Origin of the sequence: Lysobacter sp. 5GHs7-4 (assembly GCF_021284765.1) — a bacterium.
In the GTDB taxonomy this organism is placed as follows: domain Bacteria; phylum Pseudomonadota; class Gammaproteobacteria; order Xanthomonadales; family Xanthomonadaceae; genus Lysobacter.
Genome location: NZ_CP089924.1, coordinates 4267691 through 4292312 on the forward strand (window position 1 = coordinate 4267691; position 24622 = coordinate 4292312).

Here is a 24622-nt window from a genome sequence, read left to right on the forward strand (position 1 = left end):
AGTGGCGTGCGTGCAGCCGCGTTTGCGCCGAATCGGCGCGGCCGCCTAGACCGCTGCCGCGGCCAGCGCGAGGTCCAGCAGACGCTCGAACGCGGGATGGGCCGCGCCCAGGCAGCGCACCGCCTCGTCGCGCTCGCACCAGCGCAGCGCGTCGTGTTCCTCGGGCTGGCGGTTGCTCGGCTCGCCCTGCCAGACGGCGACTACGTACAAATGCAACCGCCACGGCACCGGCTGCGCGCCTTCGATGGTCTCCAGGCGTTGCAGCCGCAACGCGCGGATGCCGATCTCCTCGTCCAGTTCGCGCACCAGCGCGTCCAGCTCGCTCTCGCCGGATTCGACATGGCCGCCGAACACATCCCAGGCCCCGGCCAGGAACTCGCGCGTGGCCGTGCGCCTGCCAAGGAGCACACGACCGCCGCGGACCACGAACGCGCCGACGCATTCGTGCACCTGCGCGCTCACGGCGCCGGGTAGGTGCCACCCGGCCCGATGCTGGTGCGCACTTCGAACAGTTCGGGGAAGAAGGTCAGCTCCAGCGCCTGCTTGAGGAAGCCCACGCCGCTGGAACCGCCGGTGCCGCGCTTGAAGCCGATGATGCGCAGCACGGTGCGCATGTGGCGGAAACGCCACAGCTGGAACTGCGTTTCCAGATCGACCAAGTCTTCGCACAGCGCGTACTCGCGCCAATACAGATCGGTGTTCTCGTAGATGCGCTCGAACACCGGCTGCAAGGCCGCGTCCGCGACGTGCGGCTGGCGCCAGTCGCGCTGCAGATGCGCGGCCGGAATCGCATGGCCGAAACGCGCCAGATACATCAGGAATTCGTCGTACAGGCTGGGCGCGGCCAACGCGCCTTCCAGCAGCGCCTGGCCCTGCGGATCGTGCGCGAACACGCGCAGCATGCCTTCGTTCTTGTTGCCCAGCATGAACTCGATGCGCCGGTACTGCAGCGACTGGAAGCCCGACGACGGCCCCAGCGTGTCGCGGAAGCCCATGTACTCCGACGGCGTCAGCGTCTCCAGCACCGACCACTGCTCGGTCAGCTGGCGCAGCACCTGCTTGCAACGCGCGATCACCTTCTGGCATTGCCAGACCTGATCCTTGCGCAAATGTTCCAGCGCCGCGCTCAGCTCGTGGATGATCAGCTTCATCCATAGCTCCGAGACCTGGTGCTGGATGATGAACAGCAACTCGTCGTGGTGCGGCGGATCGGCGCGGCCCTGCTGCGCCGACAACAGCCGGTCCAACTGCAGGTAGCCGCCGTAGGTGATCCGTCCCTGCAGATCGGTGTGGATACCGGTCTCCAGTTCGCGCTGGTTCTTCTCGACGGTCATCGCGGTTCTCGCTTGGGGGCGCAAAGGGTACCGCAGCGCGCCCTATCCGGACGGTCCACCCCTATGACCGTATGGTATTCCGTCATGCGCTTGAAATGCCGTTTTGTGACGATTGAGGCACAATCTGCCTGCCCGCGTCAGGGGAGCGTTCCTGAGGAAAGCTAAGGCGGGCGGGAATCCAACGGGGAAAAACATGGACAAGTTCTTAGGCCGCTGCGCGGCCGTGGCTTTGGCGTTCCTGATATCCGGCGGCGCGCATGCGCAGGTCGTGATCAGTCAGGTCTACGGCGGTGGCGGCAATTCCGGCGCCACGCTGAAAAGCGACTTCATCGAATTGCGCAACAACGGCACCTCGCCGGTCGACCTGAGCGGATGGAGCGTGCAGTACGCGTCCTCCGCCGGCACCAGCTGGGCGCGCACCGCGCTGACCGGCACGATTCCGGCGGGCGGCTACTACCTGATCAAGCAGGCCGACGGCGCCGGCGGCACCGTCGACCTGCCCACGCCCGACGCGACCGGCACGCTGGCCATGGCCGGCACCGCCGGCAAGGTCGCGCTGGTCAACAACAACGTTTCGCTGAGCGGCGCCTGCCCGGTCGGCGGCGCCACCGTGATCGACTTCGTCGGTTACGGCACCGCCGCCAACTGCTCGGAGACCGCGCCCACCGCGACGCTGACCAACTCCACCGCGGCGCTGCGCAAGAACGACGGCGCCACCGACACCGGCAACAACAGCGCCGACTTCAGCACCGGCGCGCCGACGCCGCGCAACACCGGCACCGCGCCGCCGAACCCGCCGGATCCGCCGGTCGCGCTGACCATCGCCCAGATCCAGGGCGACGGCCTGCTGTCGGCCTACGACGACAAGCTGGTGGTCACCGAGGGCATCGTCACCGCGCGCAAGTTCAACAACGGCTTCTTCCTGCAGGCCGCCAACGACGACGGCAACCCGGCCACCTCCGAGGCGGTGTTCGTGTTCACCGGCGCGGCGCCGCCGGCCAGCGCCGCGGTCGGCAACCGTGTGCGCGTGACCGCCAAGGTCGATGAGTTCACGCCGCCGTCCAACCCGAACCAGCTCAGCATCACCGAACTGGTCTCGCCGACCGTGGAGCTGCTGGAAACCGGCGTGGCCCTGCCCGCCGCGGTCGAACTGACCGCCGCCGAACTCGGCGCCAACGCCACTCCGGGCACGCTGGAACGCCTGGAAGCGATGCGCGTGAGCGTGGCCCAGTCGGTGGCGGTCTCCGGCAGCGACGGCAGCATCGACGAGGACGACGCCAACTCCTCCAGCGACGGCGTGTTCTACGTGCGTCTGCCGGAAGTGGCGGTGCCGTTCCGCGAGCCCGGCATCGGCATCATGGACACCATCCCGATCCCGGCCGGCAAGAATCCGCCGCGCTTCGACACCAACCAGGAGCGCCTGATGGTGCGCAGCCGCGGCCAGATCGGCGCGCTGCCGCTGTCGGTCGACGGCCAGGCCGCTATCTCCGGCCTGCTCGGCGTGCTCGACTACTTCGCCGGCACCTGGGCGCTGCTGCCCGACACCGCGACCCCGCCGACCTTCGCCGGCGGCAAGCAGCCCGAAGCGGTGGCCGACGCGGCCTACGAAGACATCACCATCGGCGGCTTCAACCTGCTGCGCTTCTTCGACGAAGTGCCGGAGAGCAACGGCGCGCCGACGCTGAAGCCCGAAGCGGTGGAGAAGCGTCTGGGCAAGACTTCGGCGGCGATCTGCCAGTACCTGAAGACGCCCGACATCCTGGGCGTGGTCGAGGTCGAGAACGTCAGCATCCTCGGCCGCCTGGCCGACCGCATCAACAGCACCTGCGCCAGCGCGCCGGGCTACGTGCCCTACCTGGTCTCGGGCAACGATCCGGGCGGCATCAACGTCGGCTTCCTGGTCGCCACCCGCGACAGCGGCGCCGGTCAGCCGCGCGTGGAAGTGGTCGAGGTGGTGCAGTACGGCAAGGACGCGACCTTCGCCAATCCGAACGGCAGCACCGCCCTGCTCAACGACCGCCCGCCGCTGCTGTTGCGCGCGATCGTGCACCAGGACAACGGCGCGTCGTATCCGATCACGGTGATCGCCAACCACCTGCGCTCGCTCAACGGCATCGACGACGTCGCCGCCGGCGGCAACGGCTGGTCCACCGAGGGCGCGCGCGTGCGCGCCAAGCGCGGCGCGCAGGCGGCCTATCTGGCCGGCCTGATCGAGCAGATGCAGCAGACCAACCCGAACGAAAAGATCGTGCTGGTCGGCGACTTCAACGCGTTCGAGTTCAACGACGGCTACACCGACGTGCTGGGCATCATCAAGGGCGAGGAAGCCGCCGAAGACCAGGTGCTGACCTACGTCGACAGCCCGCTGACCTCGATCTTCGTCGACGGTTCGCAGCTGATCGCCGATCCGGCCCAGCGCTACTCGTACGTGTTCGAAGGCAACGCGCAGACCCTGGACCACGTGCTGGTCAACGAAGCGCTGGTGATGGACAACGTCGGCCTGTCGGTCGACCACGCCCGCATCAACGCCGACTTCGGCGTGTTCCGCTTCGGCGACGCCAGCCAGCCGCTGCGCGTGTCCGATCACGACCCGGTGCGCCTGGTCCTGAGCGTGCCGGGCTTCCGCAGCGCCGACCTGGCCGTCAGCGCCGCCGCCAGCACCGCCAGCGCCCGTGCCGGCCAGACCGTCACCTACACCGCCGGCGTGTTCAACGCCGGTCCCAACGCGGCCGACTCGGCCGCCGTGGCCTTCGTGTTCGACGCCCTGGTGGCGCCGGTCGCGACCGCCCCGGCCGGCTGGACCTGCGCCGCGCCGGTGCAGGACGCCACCACCACCACCGTCACCTGCACCACCGCCAGCCTGGCCTCGCAGGGCTCGGCCACGTTCTCGCTCAACGTGGTGCTGCCGGCCCTGGCCAGCGGCTCGCCGCTGCGCATGGCGGTGGCCGCGCAGTCGCAGACCCGCGACCCGGCCAACGGCGACAACCAGGCCTCGGCGCAAGTCGTGGTCACCACCCTGGCCGACCTGTCGGTGCAGATCGCCGGCGGCGCGCTGCCGGTGCGCAAGGGCGCGATCGCGACCTTCCTGGTGCCGGTGACCAACGCCGGCCCGGACGCCGCGGCCCAGCCCAAGCTGGTGCTGACCGGCAACGTCGCGGTCTCGGCCGCGGCGGTCGCCGCACCGTCCGGCTGGACCTGCGCCCGCACCTCGGTGCCGACCGGTTTCCGCGCCGAATGCAGCCGCAACGGCAACCTGAACCGCGGTACCCAGTGGTTCGCGCTGGCGGTGGTCGTGCCGGAACGCCCGGCCGTGGGCAGCAACCTGGTGTTCGACGCGAACATCAGCGCGCAGACCCCGGACCCGGTTGCCGGCAACAACAGCGACACGATCAGCGTGCAGATCCGCCGCTGATCTCGGCAACACGGTTCACGAAAGGGCGCGGCGCAAGCCGCGCCCTTTTTGTTTGCGGTGGTCTCGCCGCCCCCGTCTCGCTTTCTGTGGGAGCGGCGTGAGCCGCGATTCGCTGCGCACTCGCGGCGTTCTCCCGGCGTGGGTTAATCGCGGCTCACGCCGCTCCCACAGAAGGCCGAAGCGCATCCGAGCCGCCGCCTCCATACGCCCGCGTCCGCTGCGCGCATAGCCGCTTCCGCGATTTTTTGCATGCCGCAGCGCGCAACGGCGCTTAACACCCGTTTCGGTATCATCGACCGCACCACGCAACGGCCAGCGCAACGGCCGCTGCGACAGCGCCAGACCCGCGGCCAGCGATTCCCGCCGCGGGTCCAGCCAGTCTGAACGGTCCGCGCGCCGGCACTGGATCCGGGGCGGGGAGGTTCGGGTATCCCCCCATCCCACTTCAGGACTGCCCCGCGATGACCGTCGCCGCGACGTTCGAAATCGAATACCTGCAATACCTCGGCCCCGACGGCACGCCCGTCGCCGAACTGCCGCCCGCCTTCCGCGACGCCAGCCAACTGCTGCCGCTGTTCAAGCAGATGCTGTTCGTGCGCGTGTTCGACACCAAGGCCATCGCCCTGCAGCGCACCGGCAAGCTCGGCACCTACGCCGCCTGCCTGGGCCACGAGGCCACCCACGTCGGCATCGGCGCCTCGATGCAGCCGGACGACGTGTTCGCGCCCAGCTACCGCGAATACGGCGCGCAGTTCATGCGCGGCGTGCTGCCACGCGAAGTGCTGCTGTACTGGGGCGGCGACGAGCGCGGCAACGACTTCTCCGGCCCCAAGAAGGATTTCTCCTGGTGCGTGCCGATCTCGACCCAGTGCCTGCACGCCGCCGGCGCCGCGCTCGCGTTCAAACTGCGCAAGGAAAAGAACCTGGCCGTGGCCTGCTGCGGCGACGGCGGTTCGTCCAAGACCGACTTCTACGCCGCGCTGAACTCGGCCGGCGCCTACCAGCTGCCGCTGATCCTGTGCGTGATCAATAACGGCTGGGCGATCTCGGTGCCGCGTTCGGCGCAGACAGGCGCCAAGACCCTGGCCCAGAAGGGCCTGGCCGGCGGCCTGCACTGCCTGCAGGTGGACGGCAACGACCTGATCGCGGTGATGGAAGGCATGCGCCGCGCCGCCGAGCGCGCGCGCAACGGCGAAGGCGGCAGCGTGATCGAGTTCATGACCTACCGCCTGCACGACCACACCACCGCCGACGACGCGCGCCGCTACCGCGGCGAGGCCGAGGTCAAGGACGCCTGGACCCGCGACCCGGTGCCGCGCCTGCGCGCCTACCTGACCGCGCAGGGCCTGTGGAACGAGGAGGAGGAAAAGGCCTGGGCCGAGGAATGCGGCAAGAAGGTCGACATCGAGATCAACGCCTATCTGGAAACGCCGGTGCAACCGGTGGAGGCGATGTTCGATTACCTGTACGCCGATCCGCCGCCGGATCTGCTCGCGCAACGCGCCGCCGCGCTGGCCCTGGAGGGTCGCCGATGAACGTCGATACCAAAGCCAAGCTCGAGACCGCCAATGCCGCGGCCGCGCCCGTGGCCATCACCCTGATCGAAGCCATCACCCAGGCCCTGGCCTACGAGATGCGCGCCGACCAGACCGTGTTGGTGCTGGGCGAGGACGTGGGCGTGAACGGCGGCGTGTTCCGCGCCACCGCCGGCCTGCAGCAGCAGTTCGGCCCCGAGCGCGTGTTGGACACGCCGCTGGACGAAACCACCATCGCCGGCCTCACCGTGGGCCTGGCCGCGCAGGGCATGAAGCCGGTCGCCGAATCGCAGTTCGACGGCTTCGTCTATCCGATGGTGGACCACATCATCTGCCACGCCGCGCGCTTCCGTTACCGCACGCGCGGCCGTCTGCACTGCCCGATGGTGCTGCGCGTGCCGTGGGGCGGCGGCATCCGCGCGCCCGAGCATCACAGCGAGGCCAACGAAGCCATCTTCACCAACGTGCCCGGCCTGCGCGTGGTCATGCCGTCCTCGCCCGCGCGCGCCTACGGCCTGCTGCTGGCCGCGATCCGCGAGCCGGATCCGGTGATCTTCATGGAGCCCAAGCGCATCTACCGCCAGTATAAGGAAGTAGTCGCCGACGACGGCGAGGCGCTGCCGCTGGACGTGTGCTACGTGCTGCGCGACGGCAGCGACGTGACCCTGGTCAGCTGGGGCGCGCAGGTCAAGGAAGCGCTGGAGGCGGCCGACAAGCTCGCCGGCGAAGGCATCAGCGCCGAGGTCATCGACGTCGCCACGCTGCGTCCGCTGGACTTCGCCACCATCGCCGAATCGGTGGGCAAGACCGGCCGCTGCGTGATCGTGCACGAAGCGCCCAAGACCGCCGGCTTCGGCGCCGAGATCGCCGCGCGCCTGGCCGAGGAGTCGATGTACGACCTGCTCGCGCCGGTCGAACGCGTGACCGGCTACGACACCCACATCCCGCTGTTCCGCCTGGAAATGAAGTACCTGCCCAGCGTGGAGCGCATCGTCGCCGCGGCCAAGCGCGCGATGGCGGCGGGCTGAGCGCGGGCCGATGCGCCGCGCCCGCGTCGTGGTCGGCCACCGCGTGCCGGATCGGCCGCCGATCCGGGTCGCGCGCGGCCAGCGCGTGACCCTGGGCGACCGCGACCGCGACTGGCCGCAATTCGTCTGGACCGTGCTGGCCGAAGGCCACGACGGCTGGGTGCCGGCCGCGCTGTTCGACAGCGAGCACGGCCCGGCCACCGCGCTGAGCGACTACGACACCCAGGAACTGGCCGCGCAGGCCGACGAGATCCTCACCCTGCACTACGAACTGGCGCAGTGGTGGTGGGCCGAGAACGCGCGCGGCGAGCAAGGCTGGATTCCGGCGCGCGCGCTGGAGATCTTCGACGAGGCATCGCCATGACCGCAAGCGCCGAAAACCAGCACGCGTCCGTAGCGATCAACCTCGCCGACAAGCTCGCTCGTTTCAGCGAGCACTGGTCGCCGCGCGTGATCGCCGAAATGAACGACTACCAGTTCAAGCTGGTCAAGCTGCAGGGCGAGTTCGTCTGGCACAGCCACGAACACACCGACGAGGTGTTCATGGTCGTGCAGGGCCGCATGCAGATCGGCTTCCGCGACTGCGACGTCGAGCTGGGCCCCGGCGAGCTGTATGTGATCCCGCGCGGTGTCGAGCACATCACCCGCGCCGAACACGAATGCCATGCCCTGATCATCGAACCGCGCGGCGTGGTCAACACCGGCGAAGCCGGCGGCGACCTGACCGCGAAGAACGACGTGTGGGTCTGAACCTTTACCGCCGCCGGCCAAGTCCGGTGGCGACCGCATAACCAACGAGACGATCGAACCATGACCGACACCAAAACCTTCCTGCTCCCCGACCTCGGCGAAGGACTGCCCGACGCGACCATCGTCGAATGGGCGGTGAAGGTGGGCGACACGATCCGCCTCGACGACACCCTGGTGTCGATGGAAACCGCCAAAGCCGTGGTCGAAGTGCCCTCGCCGGTCTCGGGCAAGGTGCTCAAGCTGGCCGGCGCCGCCGGCGACATCGTGATCACCGGCACCATGCTGGCCGAGTTTGAGATCGACCCCAGCCAGCCGCAGCGCGCCGACGGCCAGGACACCGGCCATCATCACGGCGGCGGCCACGCCGCACCGGCGGCCGCCGCGCCCGCACCCGCGCCCGCAGCGGCCGCCAGCGCCGAAACCGAACGCGCCGACAGCGGCACCGTGGTCGGCGCCATGCAGTCCTCCGACGCCGTGCGCAGCGAGCAGGCGGTCGCGGTGGGCGGCATCAAGGCGATGCCGGCGGTGCGCGCGCTGGCGCGCAAGCTGGGCGTCGACCTGGCGCGCGTGCGCGCGACCGGCGCCGAAGGCGTGGTCACCAGCGACGACGTCAAGCGCGCCGCCGCCGACGGCAGCGCCGTCGCGGGCGCCGAGCCCGCGCCGCGCGCGGTAGATCGCGCGCCGGTCGCGGCCCCCGCAGCCGCCGCCGCGCCCGCGCGCAGCGCCCTGTCGGCCAGCGGCCGGCCGATGCGCACCCAGCCGCCGGGCGTCAGCGTCAGCGGCCAGCCGGAGCAGCTCAAGGGCGTGCGCCGCAACATGGCGCGGGTGATGGCCGACGCGCACGCCAAGGTCGTGCCGACCACGCTCAGCGACGACGCCGACATCCACGCCTGGGCGCCGGGCAACGACATCACCGGCCGCCTGGTGCGCGCCATCGTCGCCGGCTGCAAGGCCGTGCCCGCGCTCAACGCCTGGTTCGACGGCGACAAGCTCACCCGCACCCTGCACCCGCACGTCGACATCGGCATCGCCGTGGACACCGACGACGGCCTGTTCGTGCCGGCGTTGCGCAACGCCGACGTGCTGGACGCGCGCGGCGTGCGCGAGGCGGTCAACCGCCTGCGCGCGCAGGTCGAGGACCGCAGCATTCCGGCCTCCGAGCTCAGCGGCTACACCATCTCGCTGTCCAACTTCGGCATGTTCGCCGGCCGCTATGCGACTCCGGTGATCGTGCCGCCGACCGTGGCCATCGTCGCCGCCGGCAAGGGCCGCCACCAGATGACGCCGGTGATGGGCGGCTTCGAATCGCACAAGGTGATCCCGCTGTCGCTGACCTTCGACCACCGCGCCTGCACCGGCGGCGAGGTCGCGCGCTTCCTCAAGGCGATGCTGGACGATCTGGCGCGGCCGATGTGATCGCGGCCACGGCGCGCATCGGACGCAGGGACGCGGGCGCGCTGTGAGCCTGCGCGCGCTGACGCCGATGCTGCGCACGCCGGATCTGGCGGCCAGCGTCGCCTTCTACACCCAGGCGCTGGACTTCCGCCTTAGCGCCGGCGACGTCGCCGGCGGCTGGGTTTCGCTCGCGCGCGACGGCGTCGAACTCATGCTCAGCGGCCTCAACGCGCACGAGGGCGATGTTGCGCCGGCGTTCACCGGTTCGTTGTACCTGCGCACCGACGATGTCGACGGCTGGTGGCATCGCCTGCGCGAACGCGCGCGCGTGTGCTACCCGATCGAGGACTTCGCCTACGGCATGCGCGAGTTCGCCATCTACGACAACAACGGCTATCTGCTGCAGTTCGGTCAGCCGATCGCCGCCTTCGACCCCGTCTAGGAACCCGCCATGACCCACCGCAGCCGCCTGGCCGGCTTCATCATCGACTGCGAAACCGGCGACATCGACCGCGCCGCCGGCTTCTGGAGCAATGCCCTGGGCCTGCCTCTGGGCGAGTCCTACGACGAGGACGGCGCCAGCTACGTCGACCTGCGCAACGCCCCCGGCGAACTGAATGTGGAAGTGCAGAAGGTGAACCACCCTTCGCGCGTGCATCTGGACATCGAGTCCGACGACATCGACGCCGAGGCCACGCGCCTGGAGCGCCTGGGCGCCAAACGGATCAAGTTCGTCAAACGCTGGTGGGTGATGGAAGCCCCCACCGGCCACCGCTTCTGCGTCGTGCGCATGAGGCACCCCGAGCGCGGCGCACCGCCCAAGGTATGGGACTGATCGACGGCCGCAATCGCCCCTCCGGCGCAGGCCGGCGGCGAGATCGGACCGCACGGCTTCAAGCCGCAGCGCTCTCCGCCGTGGTCGGACCGATCACCTGTTTCACCTGTGCCACACGCGTGACCGGAAAGCCGCCGAGCTCACCGTGGCGGCGGATGCTGGCCTCGTCGGGCGCGATGTAGACGCAGTAGATCTTGTCGTCGGTCACGAACGATTCCTGCCACTGCACTTTCGGCCCCAGGCCATCCAGCACCTCGCAGGATTTGCGCGCGATCGATTGCAGCTCGGCGCCCCTGAGCGAGCCAGCGCCGGCCAGTTCGCGTTCGATGATGTATCTGGGCATGACACGCCCTCGCAAGTGCGTGCTCGACGTCCGTTGTCCGGCTACGCGGACTGAGATCGCGGTCGGGCTCCGCCTGCCGCCGCCTGCGCCTGTGCGCAAACCCAGTCTGCGCCCGCTCTCACAGGCCGGCAAGCCTCACTCGCGCAGCGGCGTGTCGTCGGCGACCACGCGGTCGCGGCCCAGGTTCTTGGCCCGGTACAGGGCCTGGTCGGCGCGATCGAACACGCGCTCGGGCGTGTCCCGGCCCGGTTCGCCCGCGGCCACGCCCACCGACACCGACAAGGCGAACGGCAGAGAGGAACGCGCGACCCGGCCGCGGATGCGTTCGGCGATTTCGTAGGACTGCGCCAGGCGCGCGTCCGGCAGCACGATCAGGAACTCCTCGCCGCCGTAGCGCACGGCGATGTCGCCCTGCCGCACCGAGGACGCGACCGCGTCGGCCACCGCGCGCAATGCGCGATCGCCGAGCAAGTGACCGAAACGATCGTTGACCTGCTTGAAGTGATCCACGTCCAGCAGCAGCAAGGCATAGGGCGCGCTTTCCAGGCGCCGCATGGCCTGCGGGCTTTCGCGCAGCTGCGCCAGCGCGGCGCGGTTGAGCAGGCCGGTCAAAGCGTCGTGGCTGGCGCTGTACTGCAGTTCGTCGTGGCGACGCTGCAGATCGGCCTGCGCATCCTCGAGACGCCGCGCGAACGCCTCGCGCTCGTTGAGCAGGCGCCGCTGTTCCATCGCGTACCGGCGCAGCTCCAGCAGGTGCTGGGTCTGCCGCGCCAGCACTTCCAAACCATCGCGCTGGGCCGGACGCAACTCGCGCGGCTGGCTGTCGAGCACGCACAGCGTACCCAGCGCATGCCCGTCCGGACTTTGCAGCGGCACGCCGGCGTAGAAGCGCAGCGGACGCCCCTCGATGCTGACCACGCGCGTGCTGAAGCGCGGATCGTCGGCGACGTCGCGCACGATCAGGGTCTGTTCCGGCGTGCGGATGGCGTGATCGCAGATCGCCAGCGCGCGCGGCGTCTGCGCCTGGTCCAGGCCGATGCGCGCCTTGAACCATTGGCGGTCGCGATCGATCAACGAAATCGCCGCCGCCGGCGCGTCGCACAGCGTCGCCGCCAGCCGCACGAGGTCGTCGTAGGCTTGTTCGGAAACGGTATCTACCACCGCGTAGGCGTCGAGCGCGTCCTGGCGCTGGGCCTCGTCGGTGGGCGCCGGAATGGCGCGCAGGCGGGCGAGAGACATGTGGGGGTACCGGAGTGACCCTTGCAGGCTACCGCCAGCCGCAGCCCCGTCTTGTGACCGACCTCACAGCTGCCGGGGCGGTAGCGGACCGGTTAAGCCTGGGCGCGCTCAGCCCGATGAACTGACGCCAAATCCGGTCAAGTCGGCCGTCCCCGGTCCAGCCAAACCTCCAAACCCTGGGCGTTGAGCTCGATGTCCACGGCCAGCAGGTCCAGCGTCTGTGCGGTGTCCAGCGCGCTGCCGTGCGCGGCGGCGCGCGCCGCGTACAGCTCGCCCAGGGACGCGACCAGTCGCGCGTGGCGGTCGGCATGACCGTCGGCCGCGCGCGCCAGCGCCACCATCGCGTCGATCTGCGCGATCAGGTCGTCGGCCAGCCGCGCGACGTCGCCGACCGGCCCGTAATGGGTCAGCCGCATCGTCTCGGGGTCGCGTGCGAGCAGCCTGCGGATCGAGTCCTGCAGCGCCTCGGGTTCGAACTGCACCGGCGTGCTGGTCGGCAGCGCGAACGCACCGCGCGCGCTATCGAATTCGCGGTACGACAGACCGAAGGTGTCGCCGGTGAACCAGCTGCGGCTGCGCGGATCCCACAGGCACAGGTGATGGCGCGCATGTCCGGGCGTGTCCATGCATTCCAGAATGCGACCGGCCAGATCGATGCGGTGGCCGTCGCCCGCGCTCACCACGCGCTGCGCATCGACCGGCAGGATCTCGCCGTAGCTGCGCTCGATTTCTTCGGCGCCGTAGACCGCGGTCGCGCCGGCGACCAGGCGCGAAGGATCGATCATGTGCGGCGCCCCGCGCGGATGCACCGCCAGGCGCGCGCTCGGCAGGCGCCGCATCAGGGCGCCGGCGCCCCCGGCGTGATCGAGGTGCACATGCGTGAGGATCAACCAGTCCACGTGCTCAGGCGCCAGGCCCTGCGCGTGCAGCGCCGCCAACAGCGCCGGCACGGAATGCTGGGTGCCGCAGTCGACGAACGCGGCGCGCCCTTGCTCGACGATGAGATAAGCGGCATCGAACGCCGGCCGGTGGAAGCCGGTATCGATGGTGGTGATGCCGTGATCGGTCATGGGCGTGGCTTGCGCTGCGTTCTCGGCAGTCTACGTCACCGCCTCGGGGTAGGACCGTGGCTAGGACGCGAGGATCAAGAGCATTCGCGCTTTGCGCTCATCCCTCACCGCAACCCCTCTCCCGCTTGCGGGGTGAGGGGCAGCGCTTGCGAGCCATTGGCTCGCGCTGCGCCGAACGCCCGACCGCTGTGCGGTCGGGCCGAGGTGTGGCTTGGGGTGAGGGCACGCGAAGCGGAAAGTCGCGGCGCAAACCGCGCCGACTCGCCGATACAGCAGTCAGTGCTATGCAAAGCGAAGCCGTCTCAGCCTTCCTCGACCGCGAACTGCGCCAGCGCCTCCACCACCTCGGCCAGCTCCACGCCCTCGTGCAGGTGCCCGATCAACTCCTCACCCGCGTGCACCGCCGCCAGCTCGGCGCGGTGCAATGCCGCGCCGCCTTCGAGCTTGAGGCGGCCGATCAGCTGCCCGGCGGTGCGCGCCGACTCGTGGCCCACGCTCTGCAACAGCACGCGGTCGCCGTCGACCAGCTTGAAGTAGAACTTGCCGTCGCCTTCGCGGTACTGCTTGAAGCTGGGCGCGGCGGCCTTGACCGTCTTCTTGCGCTCGCCCGCGCTCGCCTGCGACAGATCGCGCAGGCCCACCGCCGCACGCAGCGATTGCATGAAGGGCACGCCGTGGGTCGCGCGCACGCGCTGCGCGCCGTCGCGCAGGATCGCTTCGATCTCGGCCGGCTTGGCCATCAGCGCCTCGTACTTCTCGCGCAGCGGCGTCACCTCGGCGTCGATGCGCTCGAACAGCGCCTGCTTGGCCTCGCCCCAGGCGATACCGTCGGCGAACGCCGCGCGCATCTGCTCGGTCTCCGCGCCGCTGGCGAAGGCCTGATAGAGCTGGAACACGTTGGACGCGTCGGCGTCCTTGGGCTCGCCGGGCGCGCGCGAGTCGGTGACGATGGAATAGATCAGCTTCTTCAGCGTCTCGCGCGGCGCGAACAAGGGAATGGTGTTGTCGTAGCTCTTGCTCATCTTGCGGCCGTCCAGGCCCGGCAGCGTCGCCACGTTTTCCTCGATCGCGGCCTCCGGCAGGGCGAAATGCTCGCCGTACAGATGATTGAAGCGCTGGGCGAAATCGCGCGCCATTTCGATGTGCTGCACCTGGTCGCGGCCCACCGGCACCTTGTTGGCGTTGAACACCAGGATGTCGGCGGCCATCAGCACCGGGTACATGAACAATCCGGCCGTGATCGCCGCATCGTCGTCCTCGCCGTCGGCGCGGTTGCGGTCGACCGCCGCCTTGTAGGCGTGGGCGCGATTGAGGATGCCCTTGCTGGCCACGCAGGTCAGGAACCAGGCCAGCTCCGGAATCTCGACGATCTCGCTCTGGCGGTAGAACCAGACCTTGTCCGGCTCCAGCCCGCAGGCCAGCCAGGCCGCGGCGATCTCCAGCGTCGAGCGCTGCACGCGCTCGGGCTCCTGCACCTTGATCAGCGCGTGCAGATCGGCGAGGAAATAGAAGCTCTCCACGCCCGGCGTGCGGCTGGCGGCCACCGCCGGCCGGATCGCGCCGACGTAGTTGCCCAGATGGGGAGTGCCGGAGGTGGTGATGCCGGTCAGGACGCGGGTCGAGGTCATTGCGGGTCAGGCTGGAGCATGGCCGGCCAGTTTACCCGTTGACCCCGGAGCCCGTGGCGGGCCGCCGAAGCTGAGCGCCCGCCAACAAGGCCGCGGCCGGCGCCGGCGCTTAACCCCGCCGCCGCCGCCGGTGCGTTCGCAGCAGTGCCCACCCCGGAGAACCGCCATGTTCCGCTCCCTCGTACTGCTGGCCGGCGCCCTGATCGCCTCCACCGCCTGCGCGCCGCTGTCGGCGCGTCCCCTGGTCGATGTCGCGGTGATCGATCGCGACGCCGGCGACTGGCTGCCCAGCTACCCGCACCGCGGCCAGCAATGGATCGCCGGCACGCCCGGCCATCGCTACGCCGTGCGCCTGACCAACACCAGCGCCCAGCGCGTGCTGGTGGTGCTGTCGGTGGACGGCGTCAACGCCGTGACCGGCCAGAACGCGCATCCCTCGCAGGCCGGCTACGTGCTCGAGCCCTGGCAGAGCACCGAGATCAACGGCTGGCGCAAGTCGATGGAGGACGTGGCCCAGTTCGTGTTCACCGACCTGCCCGACAGCTACGCCGCGCGCACCGGCCGCCCCGACAACGTCGGCGTGATCGGCGTGGCGGTGTTCGAGGAATCGCGACCGGTCTACCGCTACGACTATCCGGCGCCGATCGCGCGCGGCGAACGCGAGGCCGACGGCCGCTACCGCGGCGGCAACGATGCCGCCAAGGCCGCTGCGCCGGCGGCCGCCGAATCGCGGGCCGCCGACATGGCCGCGCAATCGATCGGCACCGGCCACGGCCAACGCGAGTGGTCGCCGGTCTCGCAGACCGGTTTCAACCGCGCCTCGCGCGCGCCGACGCAGGTCACCCAGCTGCGCTACGACGACTACCAGACCCTGGTCGCGCGCGGCGTGCTGCCGCGCTACCCGCGCTATCCCGACTACCGCAACAACGAACCGCGGGCGTTCCCCAACGGCTTCGTCGCCGATCCGCCGCGCTGGTGATCGCGGGCGCTGCAGGCAAAGCGAAGGGCCGGGTTCGCACCCGGCCCTTGGCATGATCGTCCTGCGCTCGACTCCTTGCGGATCGTGCGCCGAGGGTGCCCCGGACGAAAGGGGATCAGACCGTCAGTTCAGGGTCTTCTCGAAATCGCGCACTTCCTTCTCGGCGCGCTCGCGTTCCCAGCCGTAGCGCTCTTGCAGCTTGCCGGCGAGGTACTTGGAGTCGCCCGACGCCACGTCGAACACGTCGTCGGTGAGATCGCCCCACTTGGCCTGGGCCTTGCCCTTAAGCTGGGTCCACTTGCCCGCGATGATGTCTTTGTTCATCAGTCTGTCCTCGATTTCGTTGGGGGAGCGCGGCACGCTGAGGTCTGTACCGCCCGTGCAGCTTCGCAAACGCGGCATTCGCGCGAGGTCGCGATAGCGTTATCTGCGAATTGATGTGCGTGAACGCGATGAACGCTTCAGCGCACGGCGTCCGCGTTTCGCTGAATGCACGACGCGGCGGACGCATGCGGATTCATTCGACACGAATGGCAGGCAAAAGAAAAAGGCCGGATCGCTCCGGCCTTTTTCCCTGGCGAAAACCGCGGCGCGATTACTTGCCGTCGCGCACTTCCTCGGCCTTCTCTTCGACCTTTTCGCCGGCCTTCTGCACGTCCTTGCCGGCGCCGGCAACGGTGTTGCAGGCGGTCAGGGTGCCCATCGAGAACAGGGCGAGCAGCAGCAGGGCAGTCAGACGCTTCATTGAATTCTCCTTGGTCGGTAGAACCGGTCGCTGATGACGTTCGGACGCGTCGTCCGGCGGCGCGACCTTGGAGAAATGAGACTTGAGCGGATGTGAAGCCGGTGTGGAATCGCTGCCTTTCGCCCCGCCGCGGTTCATCTGCGGCATGAACGCCACGTTCAGTCGCGCATCAACGTGGACTTGCCGAACAGGCTCTCGACCAGGTCCACCGACAGCTTGGCGGTGCGGTTGCGCTTGTCGAGCACGGGATTGAGTTCGACGATATCCAGCGACGCCAGACGGCCGCTGTCGGCGATCATTTCCATCACCAGCTGCGCTTCGCGGTAGTTCGGACCGCCCGGCACGGTGGTGCCCACCCCCGGCGCGATGCTGGGGTCGAGGAAGTCGACGTCGAAGCTCACGTGCAGGTGGGTGTTGTCGTCCATGCCCTCCAGCGCTTCTTCCATCACCCGCTTCATGCCGATCTCGTCGATATAGCGCATGTCGTACACGTCCAGCCCGTGCTCCTTGATCAGCTGTTTCTCGCCCGGATCGACCGAGCGGATGCCGATCTGGCGGATGTCCTCGGCGCGCATCGCCGGCGCGTCGCCGCCCAGCGTGGTCAGCGCTTCCGGGCCGATGCCGCACAGGCAGGCGACCGGCATGCCGTGCACGTTGCCCGAGGGCGTGACCCGGCTGGTGTTGAAATCGGCGTGCGCGTCCAGCCACAGCACGCGCAGCTGCTTGCCGGTCTCGCGGCAATGGCGCGCGACGGCGGTGATCGAACCCAGGCCCAGGCAGTGGTCGCCGCCCAGCAGGATCGGCATGCGGCCCTCGCGCAGCTCCGCCGCCACCGCGTCCATCACCAGGCGGTTCCAGGCCACCACTTCGGGCAGGTGGCGGTAGCCGTCGACCGGCTTCTGCCAGGGATTGCGCGGACCGTCGAGGTTGCCGCGATCGATCACGTCGACGCCGCGCTTTTCCAGCGCCTCGCCCAGACCGGCGATGCGCAGCGCTTCCGGCCCAAGGCGCGCGCCGCGATGACCCGCGCCTACGTCGGTGGGGGCGCCGATCAGCGAAACCGGGGGATAGCTACGACTCATAGGAGATCCTCTGGCCGCGCTGGCTGACGGTGAGCGCGCGGCATCGATAGGTGAACGCGGACGATGCCCGCGGCACCGCGCGATCGCCGCAACAGGGCCGCTGCGGCCGCCGACGATGCGGGCATTCTAATCCTTACCGCGCGCGGCCGGTTTCGGCACCGCATCGCCGGCACCGGCCGGGGCTATAGTGCAACGCCGCACGCACCCGCCCCAGACCGGAACCGACACGTGAGCCCAGCCCGTCCCGCCCCCGTTACTCTGCTTGCCGCCCTGCTCTGCACCGCCCTGCTGACCGCGTGCGGGCCGCGACTGTCGGGCGCCAACGAACAGGCCTTCGACGCCTCCAAGACCGAGATGGAAGCCACGCTCACGCCGGCGCAGAAGATCGATCTGGAGAAGGCGCTGCGTGTGGTCGTGCTCAAGGCGATGAGCGACAAGATGGAACAGCCCGAGCGCTACCGGCAGCAATCGTTCAATGCGATCTCGCTGAAACTGGTCGATGGCCAGAGCTACGACGACATCGTCGAAATCGCCGAGGACTACCTGAAGGCAGCCAACCGCAAGGACCAAGCGCGCGTGCGCGACAAGATCGCCGAACTGGCGCGGGACCGCGCGCAGACCGCCGCGATCGACCGGCAACTCGCCGCCTTCCAACCCGTCGGCATCGACATCGTCATGGACGACTTCATGGGCGAGGACATTCCGTTCCTGGAGATCGCCTTCCGCAATACCGGCAAGGCCGGCATCGTCGGCGAACATCTCTACAGCGTGGACATCACCGCCAAGTCCACCGGCGAACTGCTGTCCTCCAACCAGATCGGCGGCACCTTCTCCGACGATTACGTGATCGCACCCGGCCAGGACTACCGCACCAGCGATCCCATGCCCGGCGAAGCGCGCCGGCACAGCCAGCCGCTTTGGAAGCAGGCGCAGTTTCCGCTCAAGGACGCCGCCGCGCTGGACCTGGTGGTGAACGTGCGGATGCTGAAGTTCAGCACCCCGCAGGGCACCATCGAACGTCCCAAGCAGAGTCTGGCCGCGATCGACGCGCAGATCGCCGAGGCCCGCGACGAGCTCAAGGCGCTGAGCGAAGTGCGCGGCAGCCTGGACGAGTTGGAGTTGAGCGACGAGTCCACCGCGCCCGAGCAGGCCTTGTAAGCGCGGGATCGGGCTGCGGCCTGTGGCGCGGCGTCAACGACAGGCGGAATCGACGGGACGATGGTGCCGGCAGTCAGAATCGAACTGACGACCTACCGCTTACAAGGCGGTTGCTCTACCAACTGAGCTATGCCGGCGAAGACGGATATTCTAGCCCGCGCGCGGGCCTCGCGAGCGGCCGGACACGGCGACGACGTCGAGCGCGGCGCCGGTCAGCGCCATTTCGCGCAGTCCAGGCTGCGCCGCTGGACCGCGATCGCGGCCTGCGCGGCATCGGGGTCGAAGCCTTCGCCCGCGGCCACGTCCAGCCAGGTGGTGGCGCGAACGTCGCCCAGCGGCTCGGCCTGTGCGGCGAAGCCGGCGGCGTTCAGCGCTTGTGCGCGCTTGCGCGCGGCATCCTCGGTGCGATAGCGGCCCAACGCGATCGCGTTGGCCTCGGCGCCGTCGGCGACCACGAAATAGTCGTTGAAGCCGGCCGCGGCGATGCGCTGGGCCACCGCCTGCGCCTGCTCGCGCGAAGGCTGCTGCGGCAGCAGCACGCGCCAGCCGCGCGCGGGCGCGGTGCGCTGTTCGCGCACGGCCAGGCGCTGCGCCAGCGGCTGCAGGTACTGGCGCGCGGACGCGGCCAGGCTGGCGTTCTCGAACGGGCCGAAGCTGTAGCAACGCTCGCCCTTGGTCGGCGCAGCGGCAGTGGTGTCGACGGCGGGCTCCGGTGCGGGTTTCTCAGCGACCGCAACAGTCGGTGCGGGCGTTGCCGGAACCGGTGCGGTCACGGCTGGCGTGGCTACAGCGGGCGCGGCGACGGTGGCATCGCGCAACGCGGCAGTCGGTGCGCCCGCTGCGGCGCGCACGCGCGCTGGCGGCGCATCGCGTTCTTCGAGCAACTGAAGACGCGCGATGCCCAACGGCTGCGATTCGGTCGCCGGCGACGGCGGCGGCGTGCGCCAGCCCCACCACGCGGTCACGCCGAGGTTGAGCATCAACAACAGGACTAGCGAAGCGCGGACCAGCATGGCGCGATTCTATGCCCTGCGCCGCGCGCGCTCCCAGCGCAGGCCGGACTTGGAGGCGCGCGTTGCGACGCGCGTCATATTCGTCGCGTGCGGCCCGCCGTCGCGGTGACGCCCGTCATGCGGACGAGTGCGCCGCAGTTGAGGATTCGGCACATCGGGTGCAGCACGCTGACGAGCGACGACTCTCAGTTCGCCGCGACGCTGGCCGTCGTATCCGCCGCCGCGGGGACCGCAGCGGCCGCGGCCTGCGCGAGCGCCGGCTTGACCGCCGTGCGCGGCTGCGCCTCGCCGAGCAGGCGCAACGGCGCCACGCCGGGCGCGACGGCCGCGCGCGTGGCGGCCGGCGCGGGATCGCGCTGCCACCACCATGCGGCGACGCCGAGGTTCAGCACCAACAGCAGGACGATCAGGGCGCGCAGCAGCATGGGCCGGGTTCCGGGCGGATTACGCACCGATTCTAGGCAGGAAGTGTGCTGCTCGACACGTTCCGGACCGCCAGACGGCGCGTCGCGGGGGTCAGGCGGCGCCGGGCACCGCGCGCTCGACCGCCGCCCAGATCGCCAGCCCGTCCAGCACCAGCTTCGGCGCGGATACGGCCTGGGCCAGCCACGGCCGCAGCGCGTTCGCGCCGCCGCCGTGCAGCAGCAGCTGCGGACGCCGGCCCAGGCGCCGCTCGGCGGCGTCGAGGCTGCGTTCGATGAGTGCCAGCGCGGCGCCGTCGCAGCCGGACGCGAGCGCATCCTCGGTGTCGACGGCGAAATCCACGTAGTCGCCGCCCTCCTCGGGCAGTTGTGCGGCGCGCCAGTGCAGCGCTTCGCGCATCAGGGTCGGCGACGGCGCGATGCGTCCGCCCAGGTGGCGGCCGTCGGCGTCGATCAGGTCCACGGTCAGGGCCGTGCCGACGCCGCAGATCAGGCTCGCGCCCTCGCCGCGGGCATGCGCGCCGAGCAGGGCCAGGAACCGATCCACGCCGAGCTTGCGCGGATCGGCGTAGGCGATGCGCACCGCGCCCAGGCGCGCCTGGGTGCGCGCGATCGCGATCCGCGCGCAGCGCCGGGTGAGCGCGTCCAGCACCGCCAGGCGCAGGCCGGGCGCGGCCACGCTGGCCAGGTAGGCGACCTCGATGCGCTCGGGCAGGGCCTGCGCGAGCGCTTCCGCGACGTCCTCTTCGCGGTGCGGCAGGGACATGGTCGCACCGGCGCGGCCGTCGGCCCGCAAGGGCGCGCACTTGAGACGGGTATTGCCGAGGTCGAACAGCCAGACGCTCATGCGCGCGCTCCCGGCGCGCGTCGCACGCTGACTTCGCCGGCATGGAAACGCTGCTCGCGGCCGTCGTCCAGGCGCACGCGCAACGCGCCGTCTTCGGCCAGGCCCAGGGCCACGCCGTCCTGGCGACGGCCGTCGCCGCCGTGGACCGCGATCGCTGCACCCGCCAGCGCGTCCAGCGCCGCGTAGCGCGGCAGGAACGGCGCCAGGCCCTGCGCGTCGAACTCGTCCAGTGCCGGCAGCAAGCGCCGCAGCAGTGCGGCGGCGACCGCGTCGCGCGCGGGCGCCGCACCGTCGCTCAGCGCGCTCAGATCGCACCAGGGTTGGTCGATCGTCGCCGCGGCCGCGGCCGGCATGCGCACGTTGAGACCCAGTCCGATCACCGCGCGCGCCGGGCCGGCGTGCTCGCCGCCGCCCTCGACCAGCAGACCGCCCAGCTTGCGCAGCCCGCGCGCGTCGGCCACGACCAGATCGTTCGGCCATTTCAGGCCGACGCCGTCATAGCCCAGCTCGCGCAGGGCCTCGACCGCGGCGATGCCGGCGACCAGGCTCAAGCCACCCAGGCGTGCGAGCCCGCCGCTGAAATGGCGCGACAGGGACAGATACAGATGCGCGGCCAGCGGCGAGGCCCATTCGCGCCCGCGGCGGCCGCGGCCGCCGGTCTGACGCTCGGCCAGCAGCACCGACGCGCCGTGCGACGGCGTCGCGCGGCGCAGCAGTTCGCTGTTGGTGGAATCGATGCTCCAGGCGACGTCCAGTTCCGCCAGGCGCGCGCGTTCGCTGGCGGGCAAGGCCGCCCGGATCGCCTGCGCGTCCAGCAGATCCAGCGGCTGCGCCAGGGCATAGCCGCGTCCGGGCTTGGCCTCGATCGCCACCCCGGCCTCGCGCAAGGCCTCAATGCGTTTCCACACCGCCGTGCGGGTCTGGCCGCAGGCGCGCGCGAGCGCATCGCCCGAAGCGGGCCCGTCGATCAGCCGTTGCAGCAAGGCGCGCTCGTCCATCACGAGCGGCCGCGCAGTCGATGCAGTAGGCGCGCGCGCGCGAAGCGCGATTCGGTGCCCGCGCGCAGGCGCTGCAGATTGCCGCGATGGGTGAACACGATCAGCAGCGCCGCCGCCAGCGCGAACCACTGCCGCTGCGCACCGGCCTCGACCATCCAGGCCAGCAGCGGCAGGCAGATCGCGGTGACGACCGTGGCCAGGCCGACATAGCCGGTGATCACCAGCACCAGCAGCCACACCGCCAGCAGCAGCGGCAGGCAGAACGGCCACAGCACCAGCAGGCCGCCGACCGCGGTCGCCGCGCCCTTGCCGCCGCGGAAGCCGTGCCACAGCGGCCAAACATGTCCGATCACCGCCGCCATCGCGGCCAGGTAGCCGTGCGCGGTCACGCTCAGGCCGGTCCCCACCGGCGCGTAGCGCAGCGCCAGCCAGGTCGCCAGCGCGCCCTTGCCGATGTCGATCGCCACCACGCCCAGCGCGAAGCGCCAGCCCTGGGTGCGAAACGCGTTGGTGCCACCGGCGTTGCCGCTGCCCTGCTGGCGGATATCGACGCCGCGCAGACGCCCCAGCAACAGGCTGCCCGACAGCGAGCCCAGCAGATAGGCGGCGAGGATCAGCGCATAGCTCAGCGGCGCGATCGCGGACAGGGACGGAAGCGACATGCGCGGATTATGCGCGAGCGCCGCCCGCGCGACGACCGGACCCGGCCCTCCGCGACCGCGCCCGCCTTCTGTGGGCGCGGCGCAAGCCGCGATGCAGCACCGCGTATCGCAGCGCCTACCCGTGAGTGGAGAAATCGCGGCTTACGCCGCTCCCACAGAAAGCAGGGACGGAACGCGACGCGGGCAAGACGGTTGCCGCACCCAGACCCGCGCTCAGCCGTCCGGCGCCGGCTGCACCGACACCAGCAGCGCGCCGCGGCCGGCATGCGCGCCGATCGCCGGCCCGGTTTCGACCAGGTGCGCTTCGCTCAGATCGACGCGGCGGCGCAGGCATTCCAGCAGGCGCGCGCCGTCGTCGTGCGCGTCGCAGTGGCCGACGATGGCGCGCCAGCGCGCGCCGTGCGGCAGGCGGCGCGCGACATAGCGCGCGAACTTCTCCGGCGCGCTGCGCCTGGCCAGCAGGCCGCCGCTCACGCCCAGGCGGCCGTCGGCCTTGATGCGCGCCACCGGCGTCAGCCCGCTGTAGCGCACCGCCGGGCCGGCCCAGGCCGGGATGCGTCCGCCGCGCACCGCGTGCGAGATGTCGCGCGCCATCGCCCAGGTCAGGGTCAGCGGACGCAGGCGCTCCAGTTCGGCCACGATTTCGCCCACGTCGGCGCCGGCCTCGGCCAGCTCCGCCGCGCGCCAGGCCAGCAGGCCCTGCCCGCCGGCCGCGTTGACGCTGTCGAATACGCGCACCCGCAACGGATCGGCGCGCGTGGCGGCCTGCTCGCCGGATTGCAGCGTGCCCGAGACCGCGCGCGACAAGCCTACGTAGACCACCTCGGGGTGGTGCGCGAGCAAGAAATCGAAGGGCCGGCGGAAATCGCCCGGCGGCGGCTGGCTGGTCTTGGGCAGGTCGGCGGCCGCGGCCATGCGGCGGTAGAACTCGCCCGTGGCCAGGCCGACCTTGTCCAGATAGTCGCGCCCGTCGACGCTCACGCGCACCGGCACCACGTGGATCGCGTGACGTTCGAGCACGGCCTCGGGCAGATCGGCGGCGCTGTCGGTCACCACCGCCACGCGCTGCGCGGATTCGGCGCTGCGCTGCTGCAGCAGCATGTCGTCGGCCTTCATGCCCTCGACCGCGCCGAACGCGGCGCAGGCATCGAACAGGCGTTGCGGCGCGCCCACATGCGCATGCACGCGCATGCGCGTGGCGCCGCCGGCCAGCACCAGCGAGTCGGCGCCGATCGCCTCCAGCGCAGCGCGCAGACGCTCGCGCTCGATGCCCTCGCCCAGCAACAAACATTCGCCGCACCAGCGGCGTTGCGGATCGACGTCCTCGTGCGGCGCGTGGCCTTCGTTGGCGCTGGGCGCCTCGTTGGCGGCCGCGGCCGCGCCGTGCATGCGCAGCGCGCGCGGGCCGCCGTCGACGAACTCGGCGATGCCTTCCAGCAAATCGACGAAGCCCTGCGCACCGGCGTCGACCACGCCCGCGCGCTGCAGCAACGCCATCTGTTGCGGCGTGCGCGCCAGGGCGACGCGCGCGCGGGCCAGGGCGGCGGTGAAGCCGGGGCGCGGGTCGCCCTCGCCCAGGGTGCCGCGCGCGGCCTCGTCCAGGGCGTCGGCGAAGGCGCCGATCACGCTCAGGATGGTGCCCTCGACCGGGTGCGCCAGCGCCGCGCGCGCGCTGTCGGCGCCGTGCCGCACCGAGGCCGCCAGCGCGGCCGCGTCCAGCACCGGCTGGCCGCGCGCGTGCTCGGCCACGCCGTGCAGGAACTGGGCCAGGATCGCCCCGGAATTGCCGCGCGCGCCGTCGATGGCGTCGTTGCCGATGCGCAGCAGCAGTTCGCCGATATGACGGCTGCGCCGGCTCAAAGCCCCATTCAGCAAGCTGCCCAGGGTGTGCGCCAGATTGTTGCCGGTGTCGCCGTCGGCGACCGGGAACACGTTGATCTTGTTCAAAGTGTCGCGCCCGGCGATGACCCGGCGGGCGCCCGCGATCAGGGCCCGGCGCAGGGCCGGAGCGGTCAGGGGCGGGCGCGGCGGGCTCATGCGCGGAGTCTGCCCGAACCGTCCTGGCGCAGCTGCTGCGGCGCAGCACGGCTTGCCCCCGCGGCACGCCCGGATTCGCGCTATAGTCCGAATCTGCCCGGTGGCGGTAC

At 70.6% G+C, this 24622-nt stretch carries 24 protein-coding genes, 1 tRNA gene and 1 pseudogene; 10 read left to right on the top strand and 16 right to left on the bottom strand.

The window, feature by feature from the left end:
- Positions 1-45: 45 nt before the first annotated feature.
- The gene (locus LVB77_RS19210) at positions 46-462 is read right to left on the bottom strand and encodes an NUDIX domain-containing protein (RefSeq protein WP_232907775.1); all 417 of its coding nucleotides are present in this window, start codon (positions 460-462) and stop codon (positions 46-48) included.
- A complete protein-coding gene (locus LVB77_RS19215) occupies positions 459-1334 on the bottom strand; it encodes a tryptophan 2,3-dioxygenase family protein (protein ID WP_232907777.1) in 876 nt (291 codons plus the stop codon). The genes LVB77_RS19210 and LVB77_RS19215 overlap by 4 nt, the downstream gene beginning before the upstream one ends.
- A gap of 193 nt (positions 1335-1527) precedes the next feature.
- Between LVB77_RS19215 and LVB77_RS19220 the strand changes: the two genes are divergently transcribed.
- From LVB77_RS19220 to LVB77_RS19255, 8 genes are all read left to right on the top strand, one after another.
- Complete coding sequence (locus LVB77_RS19220; protein ID WP_232907778.1) at positions 1528-4746, top strand: lamin tail domain-containing protein; 3219 nt, start codon at positions 1528-1530, stop codon at positions 4744-4746.
- Positions 4747-5207: 461 nt separating this feature from the next.
- Entirely contained in the window at positions 5208-6281 is a 1074-nt protein-coding gene (pdhA, locus tag LVB77_RS19225) for a pyruvate dehydrogenase (acetyl-transferring) E1 component subunit alpha (protein ID WP_232907780.1), read from the top strand.
- On the top strand, positions 6278-7309 hold the full coding sequence (locus tag LVB77_RS19230; RefSeq protein ID WP_232907782.1) for an alpha-ketoacid dehydrogenase subunit beta: 1032 nt from the start codon (positions 6278-6280) through the stop codon (positions 7307-7309). The genes pdhA and LVB77_RS19230 overlap by 4 nt, the downstream gene beginning before the upstream one ends.
- Before the next feature lie 10 nt (positions 7310-7319).
- A complete protein-coding gene (locus tag LVB77_RS19235; protein WP_232907783.1) occupies positions 7320-7673 on the top strand; it encodes an SH3 domain-containing protein in 354 nt (117 codons plus the stop codon).
- Positions 7670-8059, top strand: a complete 390-nt coding sequence (locus LVB77_RS19240; protein WP_232907785.1) for a cupin domain-containing protein — start codon at positions 7670-7672, stop codon at positions 8057-8059. The genes LVB77_RS19235 and LVB77_RS19240 overlap by 4 nt, the downstream gene beginning before the upstream one ends.
- Before the next feature lie 60 nt (positions 8060-8119).
- Positions 8120-9475 carry a dihydrolipoamide acetyltransferase family protein gene (locus LVB77_RS19245; protein ID WP_232907787.1) on the top strand — a complete coding sequence of 452 codons (1356 nt, stop codon included), beginning with the start codon at positions 8120-8122 and terminating at the stop codon, positions 9473-9475.
- Positions 9476-9518: 43 nt separating this feature from the next.
- Complete coding sequence (locus LVB77_RS19250; RefSeq protein ID WP_232907789.1) at positions 9519-9896, top strand: VOC family protein; 378 nt, start codon at positions 9519-9521, stop codon at positions 9894-9896.
- A 9-nt stretch (positions 9897-9905) separates the two neighbouring features.
- Positions 9906-10289, top strand: coding sequence for a VOC family protein (locus LVB77_RS19255; RefSeq protein WP_232907790.1), 384 nt, complete (start codon positions 9906-9908; stop codon positions 10287-10289).
- 58 nt (positions 10290-10347) lie between these two features.
- Here LVB77_RS19255 and LVB77_RS19260 read toward each other — a convergent pair whose 3' ends face one another.
- The 4 genes and pseudogenes from LVB77_RS19260 to LVB77_RS19275 form a co-directional block, all read right to left on the bottom strand.
- Positions 10348-10632 (bottom strand): DUF4242 domain-containing protein, encoded by a 285-nt coding sequence (locus LVB77_RS19260; protein ID WP_232907792.1) that lies wholly within the window; start codon positions 10630-10632, stop codon positions 10348-10350.
- 135 nt (positions 10633-10767) lie between these two features.
- The gene (locus LVB77_RS19265) at positions 10768-11871 is read right to left on the bottom strand and encodes a sensor domain-containing diguanylate cyclase (protein WP_232907793.1); all 1104 of its coding nucleotides are present in this window, start codon (positions 11869-11871) and stop codon (positions 10768-10770) included.
- A gap of 137 nt (positions 11872-12008) precedes the next feature.
- Complete coding sequence (locus tag LVB77_RS19270) at positions 12009-12941, bottom strand: MBL fold metallo-hydrolase (protein WP_232907795.1); 933 nt, start codon at positions 12939-12941, stop codon at positions 12009-12011.
- Between the two features lie 443 nt (positions 12942-13384).
- Positions 13385-14569: pseudogene (locus LVB77_RS19275) on the bottom strand (tryptophan--tRNA ligase); the annotation flags it as partial.
- Between the two features lie 166 nt (positions 14570-14735).
- Here LVB77_RS19275 and LVB77_RS19280 point away from each other — a divergent pair.
- On the top strand, positions 14736-15548 hold the full coding sequence (locus LVB77_RS19280; protein WP_232907797.1) for a hypothetical protein: 813 nt from the start codon (positions 14736-14738) through the stop codon (positions 15546-15548).
- A gap of 123 nt (positions 15549-15671) precedes the next feature.
- Here the strand turns inward: LVB77_RS19280 and LVB77_RS19285 are convergent, their stop codons facing one another.
- The 3 genes from LVB77_RS19285 to rocF all read right to left on the bottom strand — a co-directional run bounded on the left by LVB77_RS19285 (position 15672) and on the right by rocF (position 17375).
- Positions 15672-15872 carry a CsbD family protein gene (locus tag LVB77_RS19285; RefSeq protein WP_232907799.1) on the bottom strand — a complete coding sequence of 67 codons (201 nt, stop codon included), beginning with the start codon at positions 15870-15872 and terminating at the stop codon, positions 15672-15674.
- 271 nt (positions 15873-16143) lie between these two features.
- Complete coding sequence (locus LVB77_RS19290) at positions 16144-16293, bottom strand: entericidin A/B family lipoprotein (RefSeq protein WP_056178681.1); 150 nt, start codon at positions 16291-16293, stop codon at positions 16144-16146.
- Between the two features lie 158 nt (positions 16294-16451).
- Complete coding sequence (gene rocF, locus LVB77_RS19295; RefSeq protein ID WP_232907800.1) at positions 16452-17375, bottom strand: arginase; 924 nt, start codon at positions 17373-17375, stop codon at positions 16452-16454.
- A gap of 228 nt (positions 17376-17603) precedes the next feature.
- On the opposite strand from rocF, the gene LVB77_RS19300 reads away from it, so the two are divergent.
- Entirely contained in the window at positions 17604-18533 is a 930-nt protein-coding gene (locus LVB77_RS19300; protein WP_232907802.1) for a hypothetical protein, read from the top strand.
- A gap of 61 nt (positions 18534-18594) precedes the next feature.
- Here LVB77_RS19300 and LVB77_RS19305 read toward each other — a convergent pair.
- From LVB77_RS19305 to LVB77_RS19335, 7 genes are all read right to left on the bottom strand, one after another.
- A tRNA-Thr gene (locus LVB77_RS19305) sits at positions 18595-18670 on the bottom strand.
- A 75-nt stretch (positions 18671-18745) separates the two neighbouring features.
- On the bottom strand, positions 18746-19546 hold the full coding sequence (locus LVB77_RS19310) for an SPOR domain-containing protein (RefSeq protein ID WP_232907804.1): 801 nt from the start codon (positions 19544-19546) through the stop codon (positions 18746-18748).
- A gap of 185 nt (positions 19547-19731) precedes the next feature.
- Positions 19732-19971 (bottom strand): hypothetical protein, encoded by a 240-nt coding sequence (locus LVB77_RS19315; protein ID WP_232907805.1) that lies wholly within the window; start codon positions 19969-19971, stop codon positions 19732-19734.
- 91 nt (positions 19972-20062) lie between these two features.
- On the bottom strand, positions 20063-20815 hold the full coding sequence (locus LVB77_RS19320; protein ID WP_232907807.1) for a type III pantothenate kinase: 753 nt from the start codon (positions 20813-20815) through the stop codon (positions 20063-20065).
- On the bottom strand, positions 20812-21813 hold the full coding sequence (gene birA / locus LVB77_RS19325) for a bifunctional biotin--[acetyl-CoA-carboxylase] ligase/biotin operon repressor BirA (protein ID WP_232907809.1): 1002 nt from the start codon (positions 21811-21813) through the stop codon (positions 20812-20814). The genes LVB77_RS19320 and birA overlap by 4 nt, the downstream gene beginning before the upstream one ends.
- Positions 21813-22475, bottom strand: coding sequence for a glycerol-3-phosphate 1-O-acyltransferase PlsY (gene plsY, locus LVB77_RS19330; RefSeq protein WP_232907811.1), 663 nt, complete (start codon positions 22473-22475; stop codon positions 21813-21815). Before plsY ends, birA begins: the two co-directional genes overlap by 1 nt.
- 213 nt (positions 22476-22688) lie before the next feature.
- Positions 22689-24512, bottom strand: a complete 1824-nt coding sequence (locus tag LVB77_RS19335) for a DegV family protein (RefSeq protein ID WP_232907812.1) — start codon at positions 24510-24512, stop codon at positions 22689-22691.
- Between the last annotated feature and the right edge of the window lie 110 nt (positions 24513-24622).

Coding starts and splice junctions, on each gene's coding strand:
- LVB77_RS19315 (WP_232907805.1), bottom strand. CDS start 19,971: ATGCTGCTGCGCGCCCTGATCGTCCTGCTGTTGGTGCTGAACCTCGGC.
- LVB77_RS19290 (WP_056178681.1), bottom strand. CDS start 16,293: ATGAAGCGTCTGACTGCCCTGCTGCTGCTCGCCCTGTTCTCGATGGGC.
- LVB77_RS19215 (WP_232907777.1), bottom strand. CDS start 1,334: ATGACCGTCGAGAAGAACCAGCGCGAACTGGAGACCGGTATCCACACC.
- LVB77_RS19270 (WP_232907795.1), bottom strand. CDS start 12,941: ATGACCGATCACGGCATCACCACCATCGATACCGGCTTCCACCGGCCG.
- LVB77_RS19240 (WP_232907785.1), top strand. CDS start 7,670: ATGACCGCAAGCGCCGAAAACCAGCACGCGTCCGTAGCGATCAACCTC.
- LVB77_RS19255 (WP_232907790.1), top strand. CDS start 9,906: ATGACCCACCGCAGCCGCCTGGCCGGCTTCATCATCGACTGCGAAACC.
- LVB77_RS19320 (WP_232907807.1), bottom strand. CDS start 20,815: ATGAGCGTCTGGCTGTTCGACCTCGGCAATACCCGTCTCAAGTGCGCG.
- birA (WP_232907809.1), bottom strand. CDS start 21,813: ATGGACGAGCGCGCCTTGCTGCAACGGCTGATCGACGGGCCCGCTTCG.
- rocF (WP_232907800.1), bottom strand. CDS start 17,375: ATGAGTCGTAGCTATCCCCCGGTTTCGCTGATCGGCGCCCCCACCGAC.
- LVB77_RS19280 (WP_232907797.1), top strand. CDS start 14,736: ATGTTCCGCTCCCTCGTACTGCTGGCCGGCGCCCTGATCGCCTCCACC.
- plsY (WP_232907811.1), bottom strand. CDS start 22,475: ATGTCGCTTCCGTCCCTGTCCGCGATCGCGCCGCTGAGCTATGCGCTG.
- LVB77_RS19265 (WP_232907793.1), bottom strand. CDS start 11,871: ATGTCTCTCGCCCGCCTGCGCGCCATTCCGGCGCCCACCGACGAGGCC.
- pdhA (WP_232907780.1), top strand. CDS start 5,208: ATGACCGTCGCCGCGACGTTCGAAATCGAATACCTGCAATACCTCGGC.
- LVB77_RS19260 (WP_232907792.1), bottom strand. CDS start 10,632: ATGCCCAGATACATCATCGAACGCGAACTGGCCGGCGCTGGCTCGCTC.
- LVB77_RS19310 (WP_232907804.1), bottom strand. CDS start 19,546: ATGCTGGTCCGCGCTTCGCTAGTCCTGTTGTTGATGCTCAACCTCGGC.
- LVB77_RS19235 (WP_232907783.1), top strand. CDS start 7,320: ATGCGCCGCGCCCGCGTCGTGGTCGGCCACCGCGTGCCGGATCGGCCG.
- LVB77_RS19335 (WP_232907812.1), bottom strand. CDS start 24,512: ATGAGCCCGCCGCGCCCGCCCCTGACCGCTCCGGCCCTGCGCCGGGCC.
- LVB77_RS19285 (WP_232907799.1), bottom strand. CDS start 15,872: ATGAACAAAGACATCATCGCGGGCAAGTGGACCCAGCTTAAGGGCAAG.
- LVB77_RS19230 (WP_232907782.1), top strand. CDS start 6,278: ATGAACGTCGATACCAAAGCCAAGCTCGAGACCGCCAATGCCGCGGCC.
- LVB77_RS19245 (WP_232907787.1), top strand. CDS start 8,120: ATGACCGACACCAAAACCTTCCTGCTCCCCGACCTCGGCGAAGGACTG.
- LVB77_RS19220 (WP_232907778.1), top strand. CDS start 1,528: ATGGACAAGTTCTTAGGCCGCTGCGCGGCCGTGGCTTTGGCGTTCCTG.